General features: G+C 47.2%; 19 protein-coding genes and 1 pseudogene. 11 read left to right on the top strand and 9 right to left on the bottom strand.

From position 1 onward, the window contains the following. Positions 1-66: 66 nt before the first annotated feature. A complete protein-coding gene (locus ABUE20_RS15520) occupies positions 67-600 on the bottom strand; it encodes a hypothetical protein (protein ID WP_408620866.1) in 534 nt (177 codons plus the stop codon). A 312-nt stretch (positions 601-912) separates the two neighbouring features. On the opposite strand from ABUE20_RS15520, the gene ABUE20_RS15515 reads away from it, so the two are divergent. Continuing rightward, the gene (locus tag ABUE20_RS15515) at positions 913-1,191 is read left to right on the top strand and encodes a hypothetical protein (protein WP_408620865.1); all 279 of its coding nucleotides are present in this window, start codon (positions 913-915) and stop codon (positions 1,189-1,191) included. A gap of 524 nt (positions 1,192-1,715) precedes the next feature. Continuing rightward, positions 1,716-1,991, top strand: coding sequence for a hypothetical protein (locus ABUE20_RS15510; protein WP_408620864.1), 276 nt, complete (start codon positions 1,716-1,718; stop codon positions 1,989-1,991). Here the strand turns inward: ABUE20_RS15510 and ABUE20_RS15505 are convergent. From ABUE20_RS15505 to ABUE20_RS15490, 4 genes are read right to left on the bottom strand one after another with little or no spacing between them, the layout of a single operon-like run. Then, positions 1,988-2,317, bottom strand: a complete 330-nt coding sequence (locus tag ABUE20_RS15505; RefSeq protein ID WP_408620863.1) for a hypothetical protein — start codon at positions 2,315-2,317, stop codon at positions 1,988-1,990. The genes ABUE20_RS15510 and ABUE20_RS15505 overlap by 4 nt on opposite strands. 48 nt (positions 2,318-2,365) lie before the next feature. Continuing rightward, the gene (locus tag ABUE20_RS15500) at positions 2,366-3,004 is read right to left on the bottom strand and encodes a replication protein P (protein WP_408620862.1); all 639 of its coding nucleotides are present in this window, start codon (positions 3,002-3,004) and stop codon (positions 2,366-2,368) included. Continuing rightward, entirely contained in the window at positions 3,001-4,041 is a 1,041-nt protein-coding gene (locus ABUE20_RS15495) for a phage replication protein O (protein WP_408620861.1), read from the bottom strand. The genes ABUE20_RS15500 and ABUE20_RS15495 overlap by 4 nt, the downstream gene beginning before the upstream one ends. A 16-nt stretch (positions 4,042-4,057) precedes the next feature. After that, positions 4,058-4,303 (bottom strand): Cro/CI family transcriptional regulator, encoded by a 246-nt coding sequence (locus tag ABUE20_RS15490; RefSeq protein WP_408620860.1) that lies wholly within the window; start codon positions 4,301-4,303, stop codon positions 4,058-4,060. A 75-nt stretch (positions 4,304-4,378) separates the two neighbouring features. On the opposite strand from ABUE20_RS15490, the gene ABUE20_RS15485 reads away from it, so the two are divergent. Continuing rightward, complete coding sequence (locus tag ABUE20_RS15485; RefSeq protein WP_408620859.1) at positions 4,379-5,092, top strand: S24 family peptidase; 714 nt, start codon at positions 4,379-4,381, stop codon at positions 5,090-5,092. Between the two features lie 492 nt (positions 5,093-5,584). On the opposite strand, the gene ABUE20_RS15480 is transcribed toward ABUE20_RS15485, so the two are convergent. Together ABUE20_RS15480 and ABUE20_RS15475 are read right to left on the bottom strand one after the other, a co-directional pair. After that, on the bottom strand, positions 5,585-5,821 hold the full coding sequence (locus tag ABUE20_RS15480) for a thioredoxin family protein (RefSeq protein ID WP_408620858.1): 237 nt from the start codon (positions 5,819-5,821) through the stop codon (positions 5,585-5,587). 76 nt (positions 5,822-5,897) lie between these two features. After that, positions 5,898-6,887, bottom strand: coding sequence for a permease (locus ABUE20_RS15475; RefSeq protein ID WP_408620857.1), 990 nt, complete (start codon positions 6,885-6,887; stop codon positions 5,898-5,900). A gap of 719 nt (positions 6,888-7,606) precedes the next feature. On the opposite strand from ABUE20_RS15475, the gene ABUE20_RS15470 reads away from it, so the two are divergent. From ABUE20_RS15470 to ABUE20_RS15445, 6 genes and pseudogenes are all read left to right on the top strand, one after another. Then, entirely contained in the window at positions 7,607-8,209 is a 603-nt protein-coding gene (locus ABUE20_RS15470; protein ID WP_408620856.1) for a nitroreductase family protein, read from the top strand. Between the two features lie 368 nt (positions 8,210-8,577). Beyond that, positions 8,578-9,059, top strand: a pseudogene (locus ABUE20_RS15465) (CatB-related O-acetyltransferase); the annotation flags it as partial. Positions 9,060-9,080: 21 nt separating this feature from the next. Next, positions 9,081-9,524: a GNAT family N-acetyltransferase gene (locus ABUE20_RS15460; RefSeq protein WP_408620855.1), complete on the top strand. Its 444-nt coding sequence runs from the start codon at positions 9,081-9,083 to the stop codon at positions 9,522-9,524. Between the two features lie 116 nt (positions 9,525-9,640). Beyond that, the gene (locus ABUE20_RS15455; RefSeq protein ID WP_408620854.1) at positions 9,641-10,237 is read left to right on the top strand and encodes a hypothetical protein; all 597 of its coding nucleotides are present in this window, start codon (positions 9,641-9,643) and stop codon (positions 10,235-10,237) included. Positions 10,238-10,563: 326 nt separating this feature from the next. Continuing rightward, positions 10,564-11,490, top strand: a complete 927-nt coding sequence (locus ABUE20_RS15450) for a ketopantoate reductase family protein (protein WP_408620853.1) — start codon at positions 10,564-10,566, stop codon at positions 11,488-11,490. 49 nt (positions 11,491-11,539) lie between these two features. Next, positions 11,540-12,076, top strand: coding sequence for a GNAT family N-acetyltransferase (locus ABUE20_RS15445; protein ID WP_408620852.1), 537 nt, complete (start codon positions 11,540-11,542; stop codon positions 12,074-12,076). On the opposite strand, the gene ABUE20_RS15440 is transcribed toward ABUE20_RS15445, so the two are convergent. Together ABUE20_RS15440 and katG are read right to left on the bottom strand one after the other, a co-directional pair. Next, positions 12,073-13,188 carry a hypothetical protein gene (locus tag ABUE20_RS15440; RefSeq protein ID WP_408620851.1) on the bottom strand — a complete coding sequence of 372 codons (1,116 nt, stop codon included), beginning with the start codon at positions 13,186-13,188 and terminating at the stop codon, positions 12,073-12,075. The two genes, ABUE20_RS15445 and ABUE20_RS15440, sit on opposite strands and share 4 nt — an antisense overlap. Before the next feature lie 649 nt (positions 13,189-13,837). Then, on the bottom strand, positions 13,838-16,003 hold the full coding sequence (gene katG, locus ABUE20_RS15435) for a catalase/peroxidase HPI (protein WP_408620850.1): 2,166 nt from the start codon (positions 16,001-16,003) through the stop codon (positions 13,838-13,840). A 231-nt stretch (positions 16,004-16,234) separates the two neighbouring features. Between katG and norR the strand changes: the two genes are divergently transcribed. After that, positions 16,235-17,764 carry a nitric oxide reductase transcriptional regulator NorR gene (gene norR, locus ABUE20_RS15430; protein WP_408620849.1) on the top strand — a complete coding sequence of 510 codons (1,530 nt, stop codon included), beginning with the start codon at positions 16,235-16,237 and terminating at the stop codon, positions 17,762-17,764. A 172-nt stretch (positions 17,765-17,936) separates the two neighbouring features. Further along, on the top strand, positions 17,937-19,592 hold the full coding sequence (hcp, locus tag ABUE20_RS15425; RefSeq protein ID WP_408620848.1) for a hydroxylamine reductase: 1,656 nt from the start codon (positions 17,937-17,939) through the stop codon (positions 19,590-19,592). Positions 19,593-19,745: the final 153 nt, after the last annotated feature.

Raw genomic sequence — 19,745 nt, 5'->3', positions numbered from 1 at the left:
CACTTTACAGCGCCCATTAAAAAGCCCATGAGTTCATCTCATAGGCTCTTTTTGCGATCTTATTCCTTATGCTGATAATCGGTACTGTCGGTGAATCGCATCGCAGGTGTATCCGACCTGGATCAGGGCATCATGGGCATAGCGATTCATCATGGCGATCACCTGTTCGCTATCTTCTTTATAGTCCCGATAATAAGCCGAAGCTTGGATCCCCAAAGTGACGGCCATTTCAGCATCTGCCACCTTGGCTTCCGGGTTATTCAACTCCCGTCGACAGCGGAGCAGTAAGGCGTCCACCAGTAGTGATAAACGGCGGATCTGTTTAAAACTTTTCACGCGCTCCGGTTTGGCATCCACCAGCGCTCGGTAAACCATCTGCTCGACCCGATTCAGATAGTTACCTTGCACATCATCCGGCGCGAACATCACCATGCCGATATCCAATTGCTTGGCAGGCAAGGCTAAAATCGTTTGTTTAACTTTCGCTAACTCTCCCTGCATCACTTCCCAGGTGATACCGCTGTTACCACTACCGGAACCAGAGCGGGAACGAATGGAACAAAAAGCATCATGCCAGGCTTCGATTGGATCGTTTAACATCGGTCATCTCCTCATTCATATCGAATGGATTCATGGTATCGACAGTGACGGGACGCTCAAGCCCCAACTCAATACAATCATCCACTCTTATTTTTTCGTCATCATCCGTTCATGGAATAAATAACGGTTCATATAAAATAAGTTATAAATATAATTATTAATTAAATTGAAATGGTCATCGCCTATCATTAATCCTGTTTATTACGAATCATTTCAAATTTACCCAAGGCGTATTTAAATCATATTTTGATATTCATTGTGTTTATTCTCTTATCAACGCCATTCCAATATTTGTCGTCGGGATATAATTCCGTGAAATCCAGGAGCCCCGGCATCCGCTTCGCTATGACCGGGCTACGTTTACCTCATGCGTGTTGCCCGGATGTAACCTTGTGCAATCCGGGGATATCCCGGCATCCGCTGCGCTATGGCCGGGCTACGTTTACATCATGTGTGTTGCTCGGATGTAACCTTGTGCAATCCGGGGATATCCCGGCATCTGCTTCGCTATTACCGGGCTACGTTTATCATGTGTATTGTCCGGATGTAACACCGTGGAATCCGGGAGCCCCGGCATCCGCTTTGCTATGACCGGGCGACGTTTAACCTCATGTGTGTTGTCTGGATATAACACCGTGGAATCCAGGAACACCCCGGCATCCGCTTCGCTATTACCGGGCTACGTTTAACCTCATATGTGTTGTCCGGATATAACACCGTGCAATCCGGGGATATCCCGGCATCCGCTTCGCTATGGCCGGGCGACGTTTATCATATGTATTGCCCGGATGTAACCTTGTGCAATCCGGACCCGGCATCCGCTGCGCTATTACCGGGCTACGTTTAACCTCAGATGTGTAGCTCGGATGCAACCCTGTGAAATCCGGGAGCCCCGTCATCCGCTGCGCTATTACCGGGCTACGTTTAACCTCAGATGTGTAGCCCGGATGTAACCTTGTGCAATCCGGGCCCGGCATCCGCTTCGCTATGACTGGGCGACGTTTACCTGATGCGTGTAGCCCGGATGTAACACCGTGCAATCCAGAAATATCCCGGCATCCGCTGCGCTATTACCAGGCTACGTTTAACCTCATGTATGTTGCCCGGATATAACCTTGTGCAATCCGGGGATATCCCGGCATCCGCTGCGCTATGACCGGGCTACATTTACATCATGTGTATTGCCTGGATGTAACACCGTACAATCCGGGGATATTCCGGCATCCGCTTCGCTATGCCGGACGACGTTTACCTCATATGTGTTGTTGTCCGGATATAACACTGTGCAATCCGGGCCCCCCGGCATCCGCTTCGCTATGGCCGGGCGACGTTTCCCTCATACGTGTAGCCCGGATGCAACACCGTGGAATCCGGGACGATGCCGCACTTAATTTTTTAACTTCCGCACTAACTCTCCCCGACTCACCTGATTGAGTAGCCCTAAATGGCGGCATAATGTGGTTGAACTCACGCCCCACTTAGCGGCCACTTTTCGCATCGTGGTCTGGGTGGTCAGGTATTCAAACATCGCTTGTTCTAAGTTTTCCGAGCGATGTGGATCTCGGGATAGAGCAGCCCCGCGCAGCGGCTCATCATCCTCTAACAGCGGACGGATCTGGGGTTGAGGGGCCAAGTGTATTTCGACCGATAACACGGGGCGGCCAGCAGCAATGCTTTCGCGCCAGTGAAAGGTCATTTCAGGTCGGTTGAATCGCATTATCTTTTCTCCTGTCATCTACTGATGGTTCATCGACATCGATGACTCTCAATGTGGGTCTCGGGTGAGCCCCAACGCCCGACGGACGGAGGCCACTAAATCTAAACCGCGCTCACAACTAACCGGGCAGGTCTCAGCCTGCTCGCTCAACGCGGCACTGACGGCACTATCAATGGGTTCACCTCGGGCATAGCGACGGCAAATAATGGTATAAGCCCGCTCGAATACGGCATGAAACCGAGCCTCCGGCAAAATACCTCGCTCAAATTTGGTCGCCCGGATCGCTGCTTTGACGACCGCATGGGTTGGACGCAGCGTCAGTGCCTGCCGATAGGCTTGTTCCAAACTGGGAAGTCCCAGCATTTCTGGGGTGGGTTGACACCATTTGATAAACTGGCCGGGGCTGGGGAAAAACGGGATCTCCAACTGACGCGCCATTCGCAGTCCCATCTGGATCGATTGCTCCTGCGTGACGCCATTTTCAATTAACGCGATCAACCACACCCGTTTCGCGGCCTGTTCCGCAGCTTTGGTCGGAAAGGCTTGCCGCCAGGCTGGAAAGGCGACTTTCAGCTGCCGCCAGACCTCGATAAAAAAGCTCCCATCCGTTGTACTCGGCGCTCTGGAGACCTCGGCTTCACCTTCAAATGCCGAGGGTTTGATCCATGCTTCCTGAATCGATTTCATGAGCACATCCCTCCCTGAGCAATCGGCAACAGCAAGCCATCCATCCAACTTAAGTCCGCGTCGTCATCCACATCGCTACGCGGCTGCGTTTTAGCAAATGCTTTCAGCCACAATTGCGGGAAACGCTTTCGCAGTTTTTCCGGGCTACGCACGTTCGCCCGCTCGAAATCATCCCGACAGCACCAGTCAAACAGCGCACAGATATCGTGATGACTCAGGTGATCCAAGCGTCGCATTCGGCTAATGGTCTGGGCCCATTTGTCCAAATTGGGTGAAGGAAGTTTTCCCGGCAGCGCTTGTTGCTGATGGATCTGCACCACCCGCTGCGCCATCCAGGAGGCAGTACGCCAATCATCAGCATCGCCATGATCCACCGTGAGCGAGGATCCGGACGATACCTGCCGATCAAGATCTTGATCCAATGGTTGCAATGGTTGTTCTGTTGTTACAACGCCTTGTTGATCACCAGCTGTGATCTCAGGTTGATCCACACCCTCCGCCGATGCCATATCCACCTTGTGATCGGCTTGATCGGATAATCGATCGCTTGCTGTCACAACCGGGTGATCGGCTAAAGCGGTCACCGTCGCATCCGCTGCCGATTCGAGACCTGAGCCAACACTAGGGGATTGCCATTGATCGTAATCACAGATCGTGATCACCGAGCCAAACGGCGTCCCTTCAATCGTGATCAGCCCCATCGCTTTAAAACCATCTAAAATCCGTTTAACTTGTGCTCGGCTCATCGGCCGATGATTCGGATCTCGAAGTTGCAGCCCCAACTCGCTGGCATTCACCACCAGTTGTCCCCGGCGCAGTGACCACTCCCGAGATTTATAGCGAACCCTTCGCTCCTGATGGGCTGCCCGACTCAACAGTCGCATAAATGCGGCTAGCCGATACACATTACTGGTCCAACTTTGTTCCAGCAGGCTACGCCAAAGCACCACAAACCCAGCTTGCTTAAGATCTGGCTGCACCTGAAGTGGTTTTGGCATCGGCATGGCCTCCGCTTTTGACATATTTCCCTGATTCATCAATCCTTCTCCCCTATTAGTTCAACATCCAGATCCGAACCGAAGGATGCTGCGGCGATTGCGTTGGATCTGACATATACTGAGAGTGACGGTACAAAGCAGGGTCATAGCTCAGTTTTCCATGGGTGAGCATGTGAAGACGAAGTGCCTGCTTTTCTGGGATGAGTTCACCCCACTGCGAGACAGCGGAATGACTGATCCCCAGTAGATCGGCAACTTGGCCAACAGAGCCCAGTTGCTGAATGACATGTATTTTTTTCATAAACACCTAAAAATAAGTTTTCTTATATTTACACATATTAGAAAACTTATGTCAATATCATGTAAGATAACTAACATGGATAAAGAATCGATTGGCGACCGTATTCGCCGGGTTCGAAAAGAACTCAAATTAACCCAGAAAGATATCGCCAAGAGTATTGGGGTATCCGCTGCATCCGTCACTCAATGGGAACGAGGAGACACCACTCCAAAAGGCGCAAACCTCATTGCATTATGTAACCGGCTCAAATTGGATCCGGCCTGGTTACAAACTGGCAAGGAACAGCAGCAGGCGTTTAAAGGTAATGCTGAATTGCTGGGGAATATGCAGGTTTGGGATAGCCAAACGCCTTTAGGAGAAGATGAAGTGGCATTACCATTTTTAACCGATGTCAATCTTTCAGCAGGGAATGGATTTGTTAATGAGGCCGAAGTCGATCACGGATTCCGGCTGCGTTTTGCAAAATCAACTCTCAAACGTTATCAGGTTGAACCTGAGAATGCGGTCTGCGTCGTAGTGACCGGCAACAGTATGGAACCCGTACTTCCCGATGGCTCCACGGTTGGGATTGATCGCGGCTGCCAGCAATTGATCGACGGCAAGATTTTTGCTATCAACCACAATGGGGAACTGTTTATCAAAAAACTGTATAAACTCCCCGGAGGCGGGCTGCGGATCTTTAGTTTTAACGAGCAGGAATATCCGCCTAGAGAATATTCCGAGCAGCAGATTATCGAGCAAAAAATTACCCTTATTGGTCGGGTTTTTTGGTATTCCGTGCTGTTGTAATTCACGTACTGCCTGCATGGCGCCTGTTCCGACAGGCAGGACAGTGCGTCCTCGCAGACCTCATACTTCGCTTATATTCAAACTTTAACCCAGCGAGCTGACCTCAAAATAAACAGCTTGGCCAGTGGCGATCATCCTCTGTTACAAATTTTTTAGCGACAAGCTCAATGGCTAAACAGCGGCCCTTCAATAACAACAATCGCACCTCACGAGCTGTCGTCTTATTGGCGGGATGGGTAACTCTTCAGATTGATTCCTATAAGACAGAAAAATATAATTTTTCTTAACTTTAGTTCAATCCACAATAATTAAGTATTCTTATCTATAAGTAAGTTTTTTGATTTAGCACGATCCGCTGCCCCCACCAAAAAACGTCGCCTGATCATGCACATCGCCCATGGCTCACGGTCCGCAGCCCTTTCGCCACTGCGGACCACAACTTCGTATCAACACGATATAAAAGATCGTGCGATCTTGGCCAAGGCATTGTGCTTAAGCTTGTAACCAGCGAAGTACTGCTTCCGGTTGAGGAACACCCCCTGCATGCACCACTTTCCCATCCAGCACAACCCCGGGAGTTGACATCACGCCGTAATCCATAATGGTTTCCATATCCGTCACTTTTTCAACACGCACACTAACCCCCTGCTCCTGTGCTATTTGCTCGATTAATTTGGCGGTATTCACACAATTAGCGCAGCCGGATCCTAATACTTTAAATACTTTCATCATCATCTCCTTCAATCCAATAAACGTCATACGCATCAACGTTCTATCGATGCGTATCACTCACGTAAAAGGCTTCTTAGAACAGAACTCTGAGATTAAACACCCATCCCATCACCGTAAAAGCAACCAGCAACAATGCCAGCAATAAGCCTAATAATCGCCATTGCATCACCTGTTTGAGCATCACGAATTCAGGAATACTAGCGGCCACAGTACTCATACAAAAAGCCAGCGTCGTCCCGACCGGTAAGCCATGTTTGAGTAAACTTTCCATCACCGGGATCACCCCCGTCGCATTAGAGTACAAAGGGATACCGACCATAACCGCCACCGGAACTGACCACCATTGCCCTGCGCCGAGATGCATTTCAATCCAGCCATCGGGCACAAAGCCATGTAAAAAGGCCCCAATCCCAACCCCGATCAAAACCCATTTCCACACCCGCCCCACGATGGCTCGCAGCTCCTGTTTTGCAAACTGATGCCGATCACCCAGTGTCAACACCGCTGGCGTCATTGTTGAGGTCACCAGTGCCGAATTTTGCCGCCGATCGAATGCCCTCGCGGCCAACGGTTGCAACCAGCGTTCCGCCGCAATGACATCCAAAAACCAACCACACAGCATACCGATCACCATACCCATGCCGATATAAAGCAAGGTCAGTTTCCATCCCAACAGGCTAAATAGCAGCAGTACGGCTATTTCATTAATCAGTGGCGATGTGATCAAAAAAGCCATCGTGATCCCAATGGGAATGCTCGCTGAGGTAAACCCCAGAAAGACTGGAATGCTGGAGCAGGAACAAAACGGTGTCACGGCTCCAAAAAAACTACCGGCCAAATAACCAAACCAACGTTGTTTGCCTGCTAAATAATGCCGTACTTTTTCCACATTCAGCGAAGCTCGCAGCAGCGCGATGAGATAGATCATGACCACCAGCAACACCATGATCTTACTGGTATCTTCTACAAAAAAATGCACGGCACCGCCCCAACGGGATGAGGGAGACAGCGCCAACAATCGATAAGCGACCCAATCAGCCAGCAAAGTAAACACGATAAACATTGATCCTTCCTCTTCATTCCATGACCACACCACAACGATGATCGCCAAGGGTTTGTCATTAAGACGTATCTCGAAGCAAAAGGATGCAGATTTTTTTCACGAATGACGCAGAGCTAAAAAACGAGCTCTTACTTTGTATTTCGAAACGCCCCAAAAATTGAGTAGATCAATTTTTCTTAAGGGCTTTACGGCGCTATTTTTAGCTAAAACGTCAACAGATAAGAATAAAACTTTAAATAAGCACCGTGACCAATCGGGATATAAAGGGAATTCAATATTGATGAGCTATTGAGACTGATTTCTATTTACAATAGTCTGAATAAGTACCAGCGATGGATAAGTTTAATTCGCTCAGATCACTATTTTATCTGAGCGAATTATCAGTGATTGAAATAATGTGATACCGATCCTTGAAAAAAGGTCATTCTCTCTGTTTTATTATTCTTTTAACTTTCTTAAATTACAGTAAAAATATAAAACCTTCCTCTTTACAGTAAGAGTCATGAAAATATAAACGCTGTGTTTAAATATATTAAACGCTAATCCTTACAAAAGAGTTGTTAATTATTTCATATCGAGCGATGATACATCATCATTAACGAGTTTTAATAACTGTAACGGGCCGTAGTCATTGCCCATTATTTAGTCCTGTTCGGGACTCGCCTTTAATAAAGGTAATTTTATTTTAACGGTCCTTTAATATTCAATTTGGAGCATTTATGGATAATATCGTTTTAAAGAATTTAAAAGCCAGAAGATCAATCTACGCGCTTGGTGACAAACTGACTCAGAGCAAAGCAGAACTGACAACCCTGATCCAAGATGTCATTAAAAATTCACCTTCATCATTTAACTCACAGAGTTCACGTGCTGTTATTCTGTTCGGTGAATATCACCATAAATTATGGGATATCGTCAAAGACGAACTGCGTAAAATCGTCCCAGCTGAAAACTTTGGTGCCACTGAAAGCAAAATTGATGGCTGCTTCCGTAGTGGATTCGGGACTGTTCTCTATTATGAAGATCAGACCGTTATTAAAAACCTGCAGGAACAGTTCGCAGCATATGCTGACAACTTCCCTATCTGGTCAGAACAAAGTAGTGGGATGGCTCAATTAGCAGTTTGGACTGCATTAGCCACTGAAAATATCGGTGCAACACTGCAACATTATAACCCTGTGATTGATGCTGCTGTCGCTAAAGAATGGAATATTCCTGCCACTTGGACACTGCGTGCTCAAATGCCATTTGGTAGCATTGAACAGCCTGCTCAGGACAAAGAATTTATGGCAGATAGTGACCGTTTCATCGTTCACGCATAATTGCCTGCCCATTGATGTGCGCTGCAAAGCGCACATTGTTAGGGTTACTTTTATCTATTCCATCTTCTCATGCGTCAATGCTAAAACCCAATCTTATTAAAAATCAGTTTGGCTCCTGGATGCTTCGGCTAAAGATAATCACTCTTATTTAAAATAAATAGCCAACGCCCCCAATCATCATTGTCTCTGCTGACCTATTCACGCGAAGATAACCGCCTTAAAAAAACAAGCAATCATCGAATTCAGCTATTTTTTGCCCTCTATTTATTTTTAGTCTCTCATTTATCTTATCATCCATACCTTAGTTTTTATTTCAGCATGCATTAAATGAGCAATCACCCTCATCATAGCCATTGCAGCAATTGCATAAAAATTTTGAACATCATGTGCTTTATCACTTCCTTTTTATAGAAGACAACTCATCATTGGCAAATTCTACGCCATCGCCAAAAACGTCAAATTCATCATGAACGGCATGAACCATAAGATATCCGGCTTTTCTACCTACCCTTTTAATATCTTTGGTCAAGGTTAGGAAGGATCACAACCCACTTTGAACGAACGACCTTATAAAGGTGATACAATCATCGGGGCGATATCGAAGCGACTATCATGGCTGGCGTTATCATCGGGCATAGCGCTATCGTAGCTAGTCACTCGGGATGTGCCCTCTTACAGTATCGTTGGTGGAAATCCAGCGACAGTAATCAAATCTCGTTTTGAACCGGCCATCATTACCCGGTTACTAGAAATCGCCTAGTGGGATTAGGACGTTGCTAAAATTACCCACCACTTAAAAACAATTGCCAATCACGACTTAGAAGCGTTAAATCAGGCAGCCGAAATGTAAACGACAGGAGCATGTACCGGTATGGATATCACCATTGGAAGCAACGCTGCACTCATTGCCAAAGCGCAATCCATCCGACATCAGATTTTTACAATAGAACAGGGTATTCCTCGGGAACTGGATACCGACGGTTTAGATGAAACGGCTTATCACGCATTAGTGACAGATGGACCAACCCCCATTGCCACCGCTCGTTTAGCCGTAGATACCACCGGTTTGGCCGTCATTGCCCGAGTCGGGGTACTCAAGGCTTACCGAGGCCTTGGCATTGCTTCGAAAATGATTGAAGCCTTAATGGCTCATGCCCACCAATTAGAGGCTAGCGCGATAGAACTCCATGCGCATGAATATTTAAAAGATTACTACGCGAAGTTTGGATTCGAATTTATTCGCTATGCCGAAGTCGTCGGGGGACATCCACTGATTATCATGCGTCATGAAATAGCCCCCCCAAAGGCTCGCTGATATTCCCGTTGGGCTCGCGGGCGCGCAAACTCAATAAAACCGGACATGAAAAGTTATTCATGCTACCGATAATCGCTATGATGTTGCGACCAAACAGCATCGAATGAGGAATGAAAATGAAAAAATCATTAGGGTGCATGGCTGTTGCCACTCTGATGGCCGGAGTTCTGGCCACCTATTCCGCGGATACCGCTTCACAAGAATACCAGCCCAACCGCCACCCGAATATCAATCAGCACGCACGAGACCAGCAGACCCACGCCGGAAAACCTCATTCCGATCCGATGCAACATACTCAAGGAACGCATCAGGGGAATAAGCCATCCCATCCTAGCGATCAACGCTGGCACACCAATCAAGGTGCGAGTCATCCCCAAAACCAGCATCAATCCCAAAAGATGGGCGCTAATCCATCTCACTCGAATCGTCCCGGGGCTCATTATGTCGTTAATGACCACAATAAACATGTGATGAAACAGCATTATCAACGAATTTTGGGCCGGGTTGATCGCCATCGTCGCCCCACTTTCCATCAGGGACAACCGATCCCAAGCCGCTATCGTCATTACATCACCCCAGCCCCCACATCGTTAACCCGGCAATTACCTAATCTGCCCCAAGGTTATGATATGGGCTATTATCAGGGATATACCGTCGTCTATGACCCAAAAACATTTGTGATCGTATCGTTAGTGGATTTACTCATGAATTGATCGGATCACTGCCTTTTGTCTACAGCCAATAAAGCGCAGTGATGGTATCGCGAGGAGCTCCGTTTTACCTCGCGGGGCTTTCTATGCCTTTCTCACATGCGGCCCAAATAGCGAATTCATTTTGCTGCCGACTCATGCTTTTGCTACTCTGTTCGCAACTCGGATGACGACTCGGACAACAAGGCGAAGCCTATACGTATCACTAGAGCACGGCTTAGCATGTCGAGCCGTTCGTACGCTTACATTGGTATCATGCTTTCTAACAGCCAGCTCTATTTCTCCAATGCAGACAGCTCTGGCACCATAAAATCAACAGGAGAACAGGATTGAAAATCGCAGTTATCGGCGCAGGTGCAATGGGATGCTTATATGGCGCTTACCTGAGCAAGAATCATGATGTGTATATGATCGATGCTCTGGACGCCCAAGTTGAAGCTATCCAGAATAATGGTATCACCGTCGTGGAAGCCGATGGACATAAAGCGCATTTTAGCAACGTCAAAGCCTATCGCTCCGGTCAGTATCAGGAAAGTGTCGATCTGGTGATCGTGTTTGTGAAATCGACCTACACCGAGCAAGCATTGGCCCAAAATCAGGCCTTATTTAAAGCGTCGACCATTGTGATGACACTGCAAAACGGGGCTGGCAATGATCGAAAAATCGCCCAATACGTCGCCCCCAACAATATTGTCATTGGTACCAGCAAACACAACGCCGTCAATTTGGGCCAGGGAAACATCCAACACCCCGGTGAAGGGATCACCAATATCGGTAGCAACCATGATGCACAGCGCATGCTTAATCTGGTGGCTCAGCAACTCTCTCAGGCCGGATTTGAAGTGGAAATTGCTGACGATATTCAGCGCATTATCTGGAGCAAATTACTCGTCAATCTGTCCGTCAATACCTTTACTGCCATCACCCAAACCCCGATCGGTTATATGATTAAAAACGATAGCGCCTGGGATTTTGCCAAACGGCTCATTTACGAAGCCATTGAAGTTGCTGAAGCCGATGGCACTTATTTCGATCGCCGAGAAGCCCTCAATATGGTCCGAAGCGTCTGTGAAAAAGCTGGAAATGGTTATTCATCCATGTATCAAGACCGGAAAAATCGGGTCAGAATGGAGATCGATGCCATCAATGGTGCGATTGTCGAACAAGCCAAACAATATGGCGTGCCGACCCCATACAACACCTTAATCGTTGCCTTAATCCATGCCATTGAGGGGGCCTACGAATTTTACGATTAGTCCCTCCGGTTGCTCACCGAGGGGACCCCATAAGAATGGAGATCTAATTTTGCGACATTACTTTTTAACATCCCAACGTTTAGGATTTGGGATCTGGCAACAAGAGGATCTCGCTATCGCCATGCAATTATGGGGGGATTTTAAGGTGACTCGGCTATTCGACAACCGAGGCCCACTGACCCAGACTCAAGTCAACCATCGATTGCAACAAGAAATCACCACCCAACAACAATACGGCTATCAATACTGGCCACTATTTGCACGAACCTCACAACAGTTGATAGGCTGCGCGGGGCTGCGTCCCTATGATCAACAGCGGCATATTCTGGAAATCGGGTTTCACATTTGTGCTCAGTACTGGCGGCAGGGATATGCCTCTGAAGCCGCAACAACGGTCATCGATTATGCCTTTGAAACATTGCAGGTGACAGCCCTATTCGCCGGCCATCATCCAGAAAATACCGGATCGCGACAACTACTCACATCGCTAGGTTTTACCTATACCCATGATGAATTCTATGCCCCGACGGGCCTTCAGCACCCGTCGTATTTGCTCACGGCCAACAGCCGTCTTTCATCGCATTAATAGGTTGAGGTTTTAAGCATCAATCCGATCAGCTTTTTAGCCTCTCCCTGATAACTGTCGCTGGCCTTAAACAGGTTTAAAAGCCGATCTCGGAACCGCAATAACACCACCACATTGTGTTTCGATAAATAATCGAGATCAGAGCCAGCGGCATTCTCAACAAATTTCGAAAAATAAAAAAATTCAACGACATCATTAAGCTGGATCTTAGGCGATTCCAACAATGCTCGGGCTTTATCATTATACTGATCAATTTTATCCGACAATTTTTTACTTTTATAATCATAACGCATTTTAATATTTTCAAAACAAGTCAGATACGAAGGAATTTTCGTTTCAATCACTGATTTAATCAAACTTGTTTTAATTTTTTTATCTGTCAAAAGTGCTGGATTAAGGGGTTGCATATCATCTGTGATAAAATTAGCATGTAATAACATAACGTTTTTAAATGCGGCCTGTTCAACATTATCATGGTACAATTTAGAATAATTTGGATTCTTTAAATCCTTTTTCCTATTGGCTTCTAGCGATTGAGTCACCGCTTCAAATGAATTCCCATTAAATAGATAAGATAAAATAAATTCTTCTTTTAAATCTGCATTCAGACCACAATCTGAAGAAGCCGTGTAAAATGCCTTTATCGGGAAAACTTTAGATATTTGGTTAGTTAGTGAAGAGCTCAGACACTGAAGTGATAATTTATATTCCAAGTTTTTAGTATTTAATTCATCTGTTGAATATTGACTCAAATAACGGCTATATATTTTTTTAAGCTTCGCCTTTTTTTGAGCATCCTTAACCTGACAGACATGTTCAATGCTGTCTTTGACCATTGGAAGCATTTTATCAGGTAAACCGTTATCCTGAAGGACTTTAACTATTTTATCTTTTGGAACCCCGTCAATAAAAAATAGTTTAACCACTTGTGCATCGGTATGACTCAAATACTGACAAAACTTAATATCCTGAGAAGAAAGTCCAAATGTCTGCGTATCTTCCCGGTAATAACCACTGCTATACGTAGTCAACGAACTCAACAACAATATTGGAGCTAATAAATATGAGAAATATCGGTTCACTTTAATTCCTTTTATTTTGACAAAAAACATAATAATTTATTAATGTTCAGCAAATACGTCCATATACAAGCGTTACGTTATTTTGAAATAACAGTATGACTATTTTTAATTTAGCACAGATTACTATAACTATTCTAAAAATATATTTACATGTAATTAAAATGTTAATTTTTTAAAATTTTGATCATATTTCTATTCGAGTGATAATTATATATTTATAACGTATTTAAATAAATTCAGTTTATTGCAGGTGCTATTCAAAGTGACTACAAACCCCCTCCTGACCTCCCCCTTAATAAGGGGGAGGAAATATCCAAACTCTATGCTTCTCTCTCCTGCCAGAGGGACAGGCCTAGGTGAGGTCTGACTTTGATGTAATCATCCAAACTCTATGATTCCCTCCCCTACCAAAGGGGAAGACCTAGGTGGGGTCTGGCTTTGCTGAAATTATCCAAATTCAATCATTCCCCTGCCAAAGGGGAAGGCCTAGGTGAGATCTAGCTTTGATGTAATCATCCGAACTCTATGATTCCCTCCCCCTGCCAGAGGAGAGGATTAGAGTGAGGTCTGACTTTGATATAATTATCCAAACTCTATGATTCCCTCCCCTTATGAAGGGGAGGGTTAGGGTGGGGTCGACAGACATTAGTCTGTCTTATCGCTTCAAATTCTCAACCCCCTAAAAGCGATCCGCATTCATCACTTTAGTCCAAACGGCCACAAAGTCCTCAATGAATTTCTGCTGGCTGTCATCTTGCGCATAAAGTTCAGCATAGGCGCGTAAGATAGAATTTGAGCCAAACACCAAATCCACACGAGTGGCCGTCCATTTTTCTTCACCGGATTGACGATCACAAATCGAATACAGACGGCGACTTTTAGGTTTCCAGGTGTAAGCCATATCGGTCAGATTGACAAAGAAATCATTGCTGAGAACACCGACTCGGTCCGTCAATACGCCATGCGCAGTTCCGCCATAGTTGGTTCCCAGTACTCGCATCCCACCGATTAACACCGTCATCTCCGGTGCCGTCAATCGCATCAATTGTGCTCGATCCAACAACAGTTCTTCCGGCTGGACGACATAGTCTTGTTTCAGCCAGTTTCGGAATCCATCCGCTAACGGTTCCAACACGTCGAATGACTCAACATCCGTCATCTCGGAGGTCGCATCGCCGCGCCCGGGCATAAACGGTACGTCAACCGAGAAACCAGCCGCTTGGATCGCTTGTTCAACCCCTACGTTACCCGCGAGCACAATCGCATCCGCGACGCTCATCCCACAACCCGTTGCGATGGGTTCCAACACGGCGAGCACTCGTGCCAAACGTTCCGGCTCATTGCCTTTCCAGTCTTTTTGCGGAGCCAGACGGATGCGTGCGCCATTGGCACCACCACGATAATCGGATCCCCGAAAAGTTCGGGCACTATCCCATGCGGTTGCAACCATATCCGCTAAACTCAGGCCACTAGCCGCGATCTTAGCTTTGGCGGCTGCGATATCGTAATCGGTTTTACCTGCGGGGATTGGGTCCTGCCAGATCAGATCTTCGGCGGGAACATCCGGGCCAACATAACGAGCTTTAGGCCCCAGATCACGGTGAGTCAGTTTAAACCAAGCCCGGGCGAAGGTTTCAGAAAAATACGCCTGATCTTGCTGGAATTTTTCAGCAATTTTACGGTATTCCGGATCCATTTTCAGAGCCATGTCCGCATCCGTCATGATCGGATTGTAATGCATGGATGGATCTTCCACATCGGCCGGTTTATCCTCTGCGGCGATATTCACGGGTTCCCATTGCCACGCGCCGGCTGGGCTTTTTTGCAGTTCCCAGTCATATTTGAACAACAGACTGAAATATCCATTATCCCACTGGGTCGGATGGGTGGTCCAGGCACCTTCAATGCCACTACTAACCGTATTGCGACCAATGCCTCGTGAACTATGGTTGATCCAGCCCAGCCCCTGCTCTTCCAGTTCAGCCCCTTCGGGATCGGGTCCAAGATTAGCCGCATCACCATTACCATGACATTTTCCAACGGTATGACCACCGGCAGTCAGTGCCACTGTTTCTTCATCATTCATTGCCATTCGAGCAAAGGTCACTCGCATATCCTGAGCGGTTTTCAGCGGATCCGGATGACCATCAACCCCTTCCGGATTCACATAAATCAGCCCCATCATGACGGCTGCCAGAGGATTCTCTAAATCGCGCTCGCCGGAGTAACGGCTATTTTCACTGCCACTTGGGGCCAACCATTCTTTTTCAGAACCCCAGTAGGTATCTTTTTCCGGATGCCAAATATCTTCCCGGCCAAATGCAAATCCGAACGTTTTTAATCCCATCGATTCATAGGCCATATTCCCAGCCAGAATGATCAAGTCAGCCCAGCTGATTTGGTTGCCATATTTTTTCTTAATCGGCCACAATAAACGTCGCGCTTTATCCAGGTTGACGTTATCCGGCCATGAATTTAGTGGTGCAAAACGTTGGTTACCGGTCCCGGCTCCACCCCGACCATCGGCAATCCGGTAACTCCCAGCGGAGTGCCATGCCATGCGGATCATCAAACCGCCGTAGTGCCCCCAGTCAGCCGGCCACCATGGCTGACTGTCAGTCATCAACGCTTTCAAGTCAGCTTTAAGGGCATTCACATCCAGCTTGGCCAGTTCTTCACGATAATTAAAATCTGCACCAAGCGGATTAGATTTGCGATCATGCTGATGCAAAATATCCAGATTCAGCGCTTTTGGCCACCAGTCCATCACCGACTGATCACTCGATGTCATCCCTCCATGCATAATGGGGCACTTTCCTGCAGAGCTACTTTTTTGATTTCCCATACATTTATTCCTGTCATATTTTCAAAAGGCTATCGGCACACAGATGACGCTCCGTACATCAGCTCTCGGGCTCGTTTCAAGAGTAGCCTATGTCGGTGGCTACAACCGAATGAATACTATTGTATGTACAATCCAGAAAAATCGGTGTTCCTCCACATCATCACGCAGGGTGGATGTCAAAATGACATCCATCTGCTAGCATGAGTATTTTAACAATGATGGAATAGACCGATGCCGACCCCACTGGATCAGGTTCTGCTTAGTATTGCCTTAAATCTCAGTTCAAATCTGTCGTATCAGCAGCAGTATCAACACCTCATTGACGGTGTGGTGCAGGTTTTTCCCTGTGATGCCAGCTGTTTACTGATCTTGGATGCAGAGGGGTTCCTCACCCCGGTAGCGGTCAGAGGCGTTTCCAATACCGTACTGGGACGACGTTATTTTCCCGGAGCGCATCCAAGGCTGGAGGCCATTATTAATAGCCGCTCGCCGGTACGTTTTGATGCCAACAGCCCGCTTCCGGATCCATTTGATGGAGCACTGCTGGCCGAAGCCGCCTCCATTGATGTACACGATTGCATGGGCTGTAGCCTTTATATTGAGCAGCAACTGGTGGGGGCTCTGACGATGGACTCGCTCACCGTGGGCGCTTTCGATAGCATCGATCCGGTAACGATGGAAACTTTTGCCGCATTAACGGCGGCAACACTACGCCATATTGCTCAATTAAAAGCACTGAAAACTCAGAATCAAAAGCAACAGCATGTCACCCAGACTTTAATTCAACAGGCCCGCTCTAAAAATAATGAACTCATTGGTCTAAGCCCACAAATGCAACAACTGCGGCGTAATATCGCTACCGTCGCCCGCTCTGATTATGCTGTCTTAATCAGCGGAGAAACCGGAACCGGCAAAGAGTTGATCGCACATGCCGTCCATGCCCGCTCCCAACGCTGTGATAAGCCGATGATCTACGTTAACTGTGCGGCGCTGCCCGAAGCGCTGGCAGAAAGCGAGCTGTTTGGTCATGTTAAAGGGGCCTTTACCGGTGCCAACAGTGCGCGGGCCGGCAAATTTGAGATGGCGGATGAAGGTACCCTATTTTTAGATGAAGTCGGTGAGTTGCCTTTAACGTTACAAGCCAAGCTGCTGCGCGTGATCCAACAAGGTGAACTACAGCGAGTTGGCAGTGATCAACATTTGGTCGTCAACGTCCGAATTATCGCGGCAACCAATCGCCAGTTGGAAATAGAGGTGGAAAACGGCCGCTTTCGAGCCGATTTATATCACCGATTGAATGTGTTCCCAATCCATGTACCACCGCTGCGCCAGCGTGAAGGCGATATTCCGGTACTGGCCGGTTATCTGCTGGAAAAAGTCCGCCAGCAGTTCAATGCGCCCAATCTGCATGTTCACCCCAAGGTGCTCACACAACTAGAATCCCTGCCCTGGCCCGGTAATGTCCGGGAACTGGAACACACCCTAACTCGGGCTGCTTTACACGCCATCTCACAGAATGCCACCACCATCATGCCGCATCATTTCGGAAGCGAGCTGGTCGCAGATGATGTTAAAAACACATCCCATTATCTGCCCCAAGACAGCCAGCCGATGCGTGCACTAATCGAAAGCTATCAGAAAGAACTGATTGAACATGCCTTAAACAAAAGTGGCCACGTCTGGTCTAAAGCCGCCGATTTTTTACAGATGGATCGGGGCAACCTGTATCGGATGGGCAAAAAACTCGGCATTGATCGCTAGTCATCACACGACCAGTGGATGTGATAAAGACAACGCAGGCGATGTACTTATCACATCATCAGTTCATATTTACTTTAAATAAACTCTATAAAATCAATACGTTACATTGTGGCATACATTCTGCTCTGCTGATTTAAAAATTAATGATCCTAAAAATTACCGGAGACATGCTATGTTCTGCATTCAGTGTGAACAGACCATCAACAGCACAACCATGACCGGCTGCGCATTTACCCAAGGCGTCTGTGGCAAAACCGCCGCCGTATCTGATCTTCAGGATGTTTTAGTTTATGCGCTGCAAAGCGTTTCTTTTTGGGCCACTCGGGCGCTTGAATTGGGGATTATCCATGATGAAATCAATCAGTGGGCTCCCAAAGCATTTTTCGCAACACTGACCAACGTCAACTTTGATCCGGAACGCATTTTGGCACTGGCCACCCAAGCCGATCACTACCGCAGCCAACTTAAGGCTCAGGTCAGTGTCGCTACGGCCGGGAAAGCAGCAGTCGATCTGCCTAACGTCGCTCTGTTTCAACTCCCCCAAAGCGCTGAAGCCATTCTAGCGATGGCACCTCAAATGGCCGTTAACCGTGGACATGAACAACTGCATGAAGATGTCATTGGGTTGCGACTGCTTTGTTTATATGGTCTGAAAGGGGCTGCTGCTTATATGGAACATGCCCGGGTCCTTGGCCAAACCGATAACGATATCTATGCCCGTTATCATGAAATCATGAGTTGGCTCGGCACCGATCCGGACGATCTTAATCAACTTCTGGACTGTTCGATGCAAATTGGTCTGCTAAACTATCAGGTGATGGAAATGCTGGATCGGGGTGAAACGCAGACCTTCGGACATCCAGAACCCACCACCGTTAACGTCAAACCCATCCAAGGCCAATGTATTTTAGTCTCCGGACACGACTTGCACGATCTAGAAAAGATCCTGCAACAAACTCAAGGCAAAGGGATTAACGTCTACACCAATGGTGAGATGCTTCCGGCTCACAGCTATCCGGAGCTGAAAAAATATCCTCATTTAGTCGGTAACTACGGTAGCGCCTGGCAAAACCAGCAGCGAGAATTTGCCAACTTTCCGGGTGCCATTGTCATGACCTCCAACTGCCTGCTAGATCCCAACGTCGGGAAATATGCTGATCGCTTGTTCACCCGAAGCATCGTTGGCTGGCCGGGTGTAGCTCATCTTGAAGGCGATGATTTCAGTCCGGTCATTGAATGCGCATTATCCCATCCCGGATTTCAATATGACGAAATCGAGCACTACATCACCATCGGCTTTGGTCGCAATGCCTTAATGAGCGCCGCGCCAGCTGTTATTGAACAGGTCAAACAGGGCCATATTAAGCACTTTTTCCTCGTGGGTGGCTGCGATGGCAGTCGAAGAGAACGCAGCTACTATGCTGACTTTACTGCCAAAGCACCGGAGGATACGCTAATTCTGACGCTGGCCTGTGGCAAATATCGCTTTAATAAAAATGATTTCGGTGAGATTAACGGCATTCCCAGGCTGCTCGACATCGGCCAATGTAACGACGCCTATTCGGCCATCCAATTGGCACTGGCACTCGCCAAGGAATTTAATTGTGATATTAATGAGCTACCACTCACACTGGTCTTATCTTGGTTTGAACAAAAAGCGATTGTGATCCTGCTCACCCTCTTTGCTCTAGGGGTCAAAGGGATCTACACCGGCCCAACTGCTCCCGCTTTTCTGACCCCAAATCTACTCGCCATCATTCAGGAAAAATTTGATATGCGCAGTATTGGTCAGGTCGATGCCGATCTAAAAACAATTTTAGCGGCTTAACCGCTGACGACCCCTGTACAAACGGGACATCCTTTACATTTTAAACCGGGGACATGGTTTACATGTCCCTTGTTACTTTAGACGAATTATTTTCATGGTGCGTTCATCTAATCGACCTATTTTCATCATCGAGAAATAGACGTCATAGTCATC

This window comes from Celerinatantimonas marina (genome assembly GCF_046054165.1).
In the GTDB taxonomy this organism is placed as follows: Bacteria; Pseudomonadota; Gammaproteobacteria; order Enterobacterales; family Celerinatantimonadaceae; genus Celerinatantimonas.
This window is presented reverse-complemented; position numbering and strand designations above follow the sequence as displayed.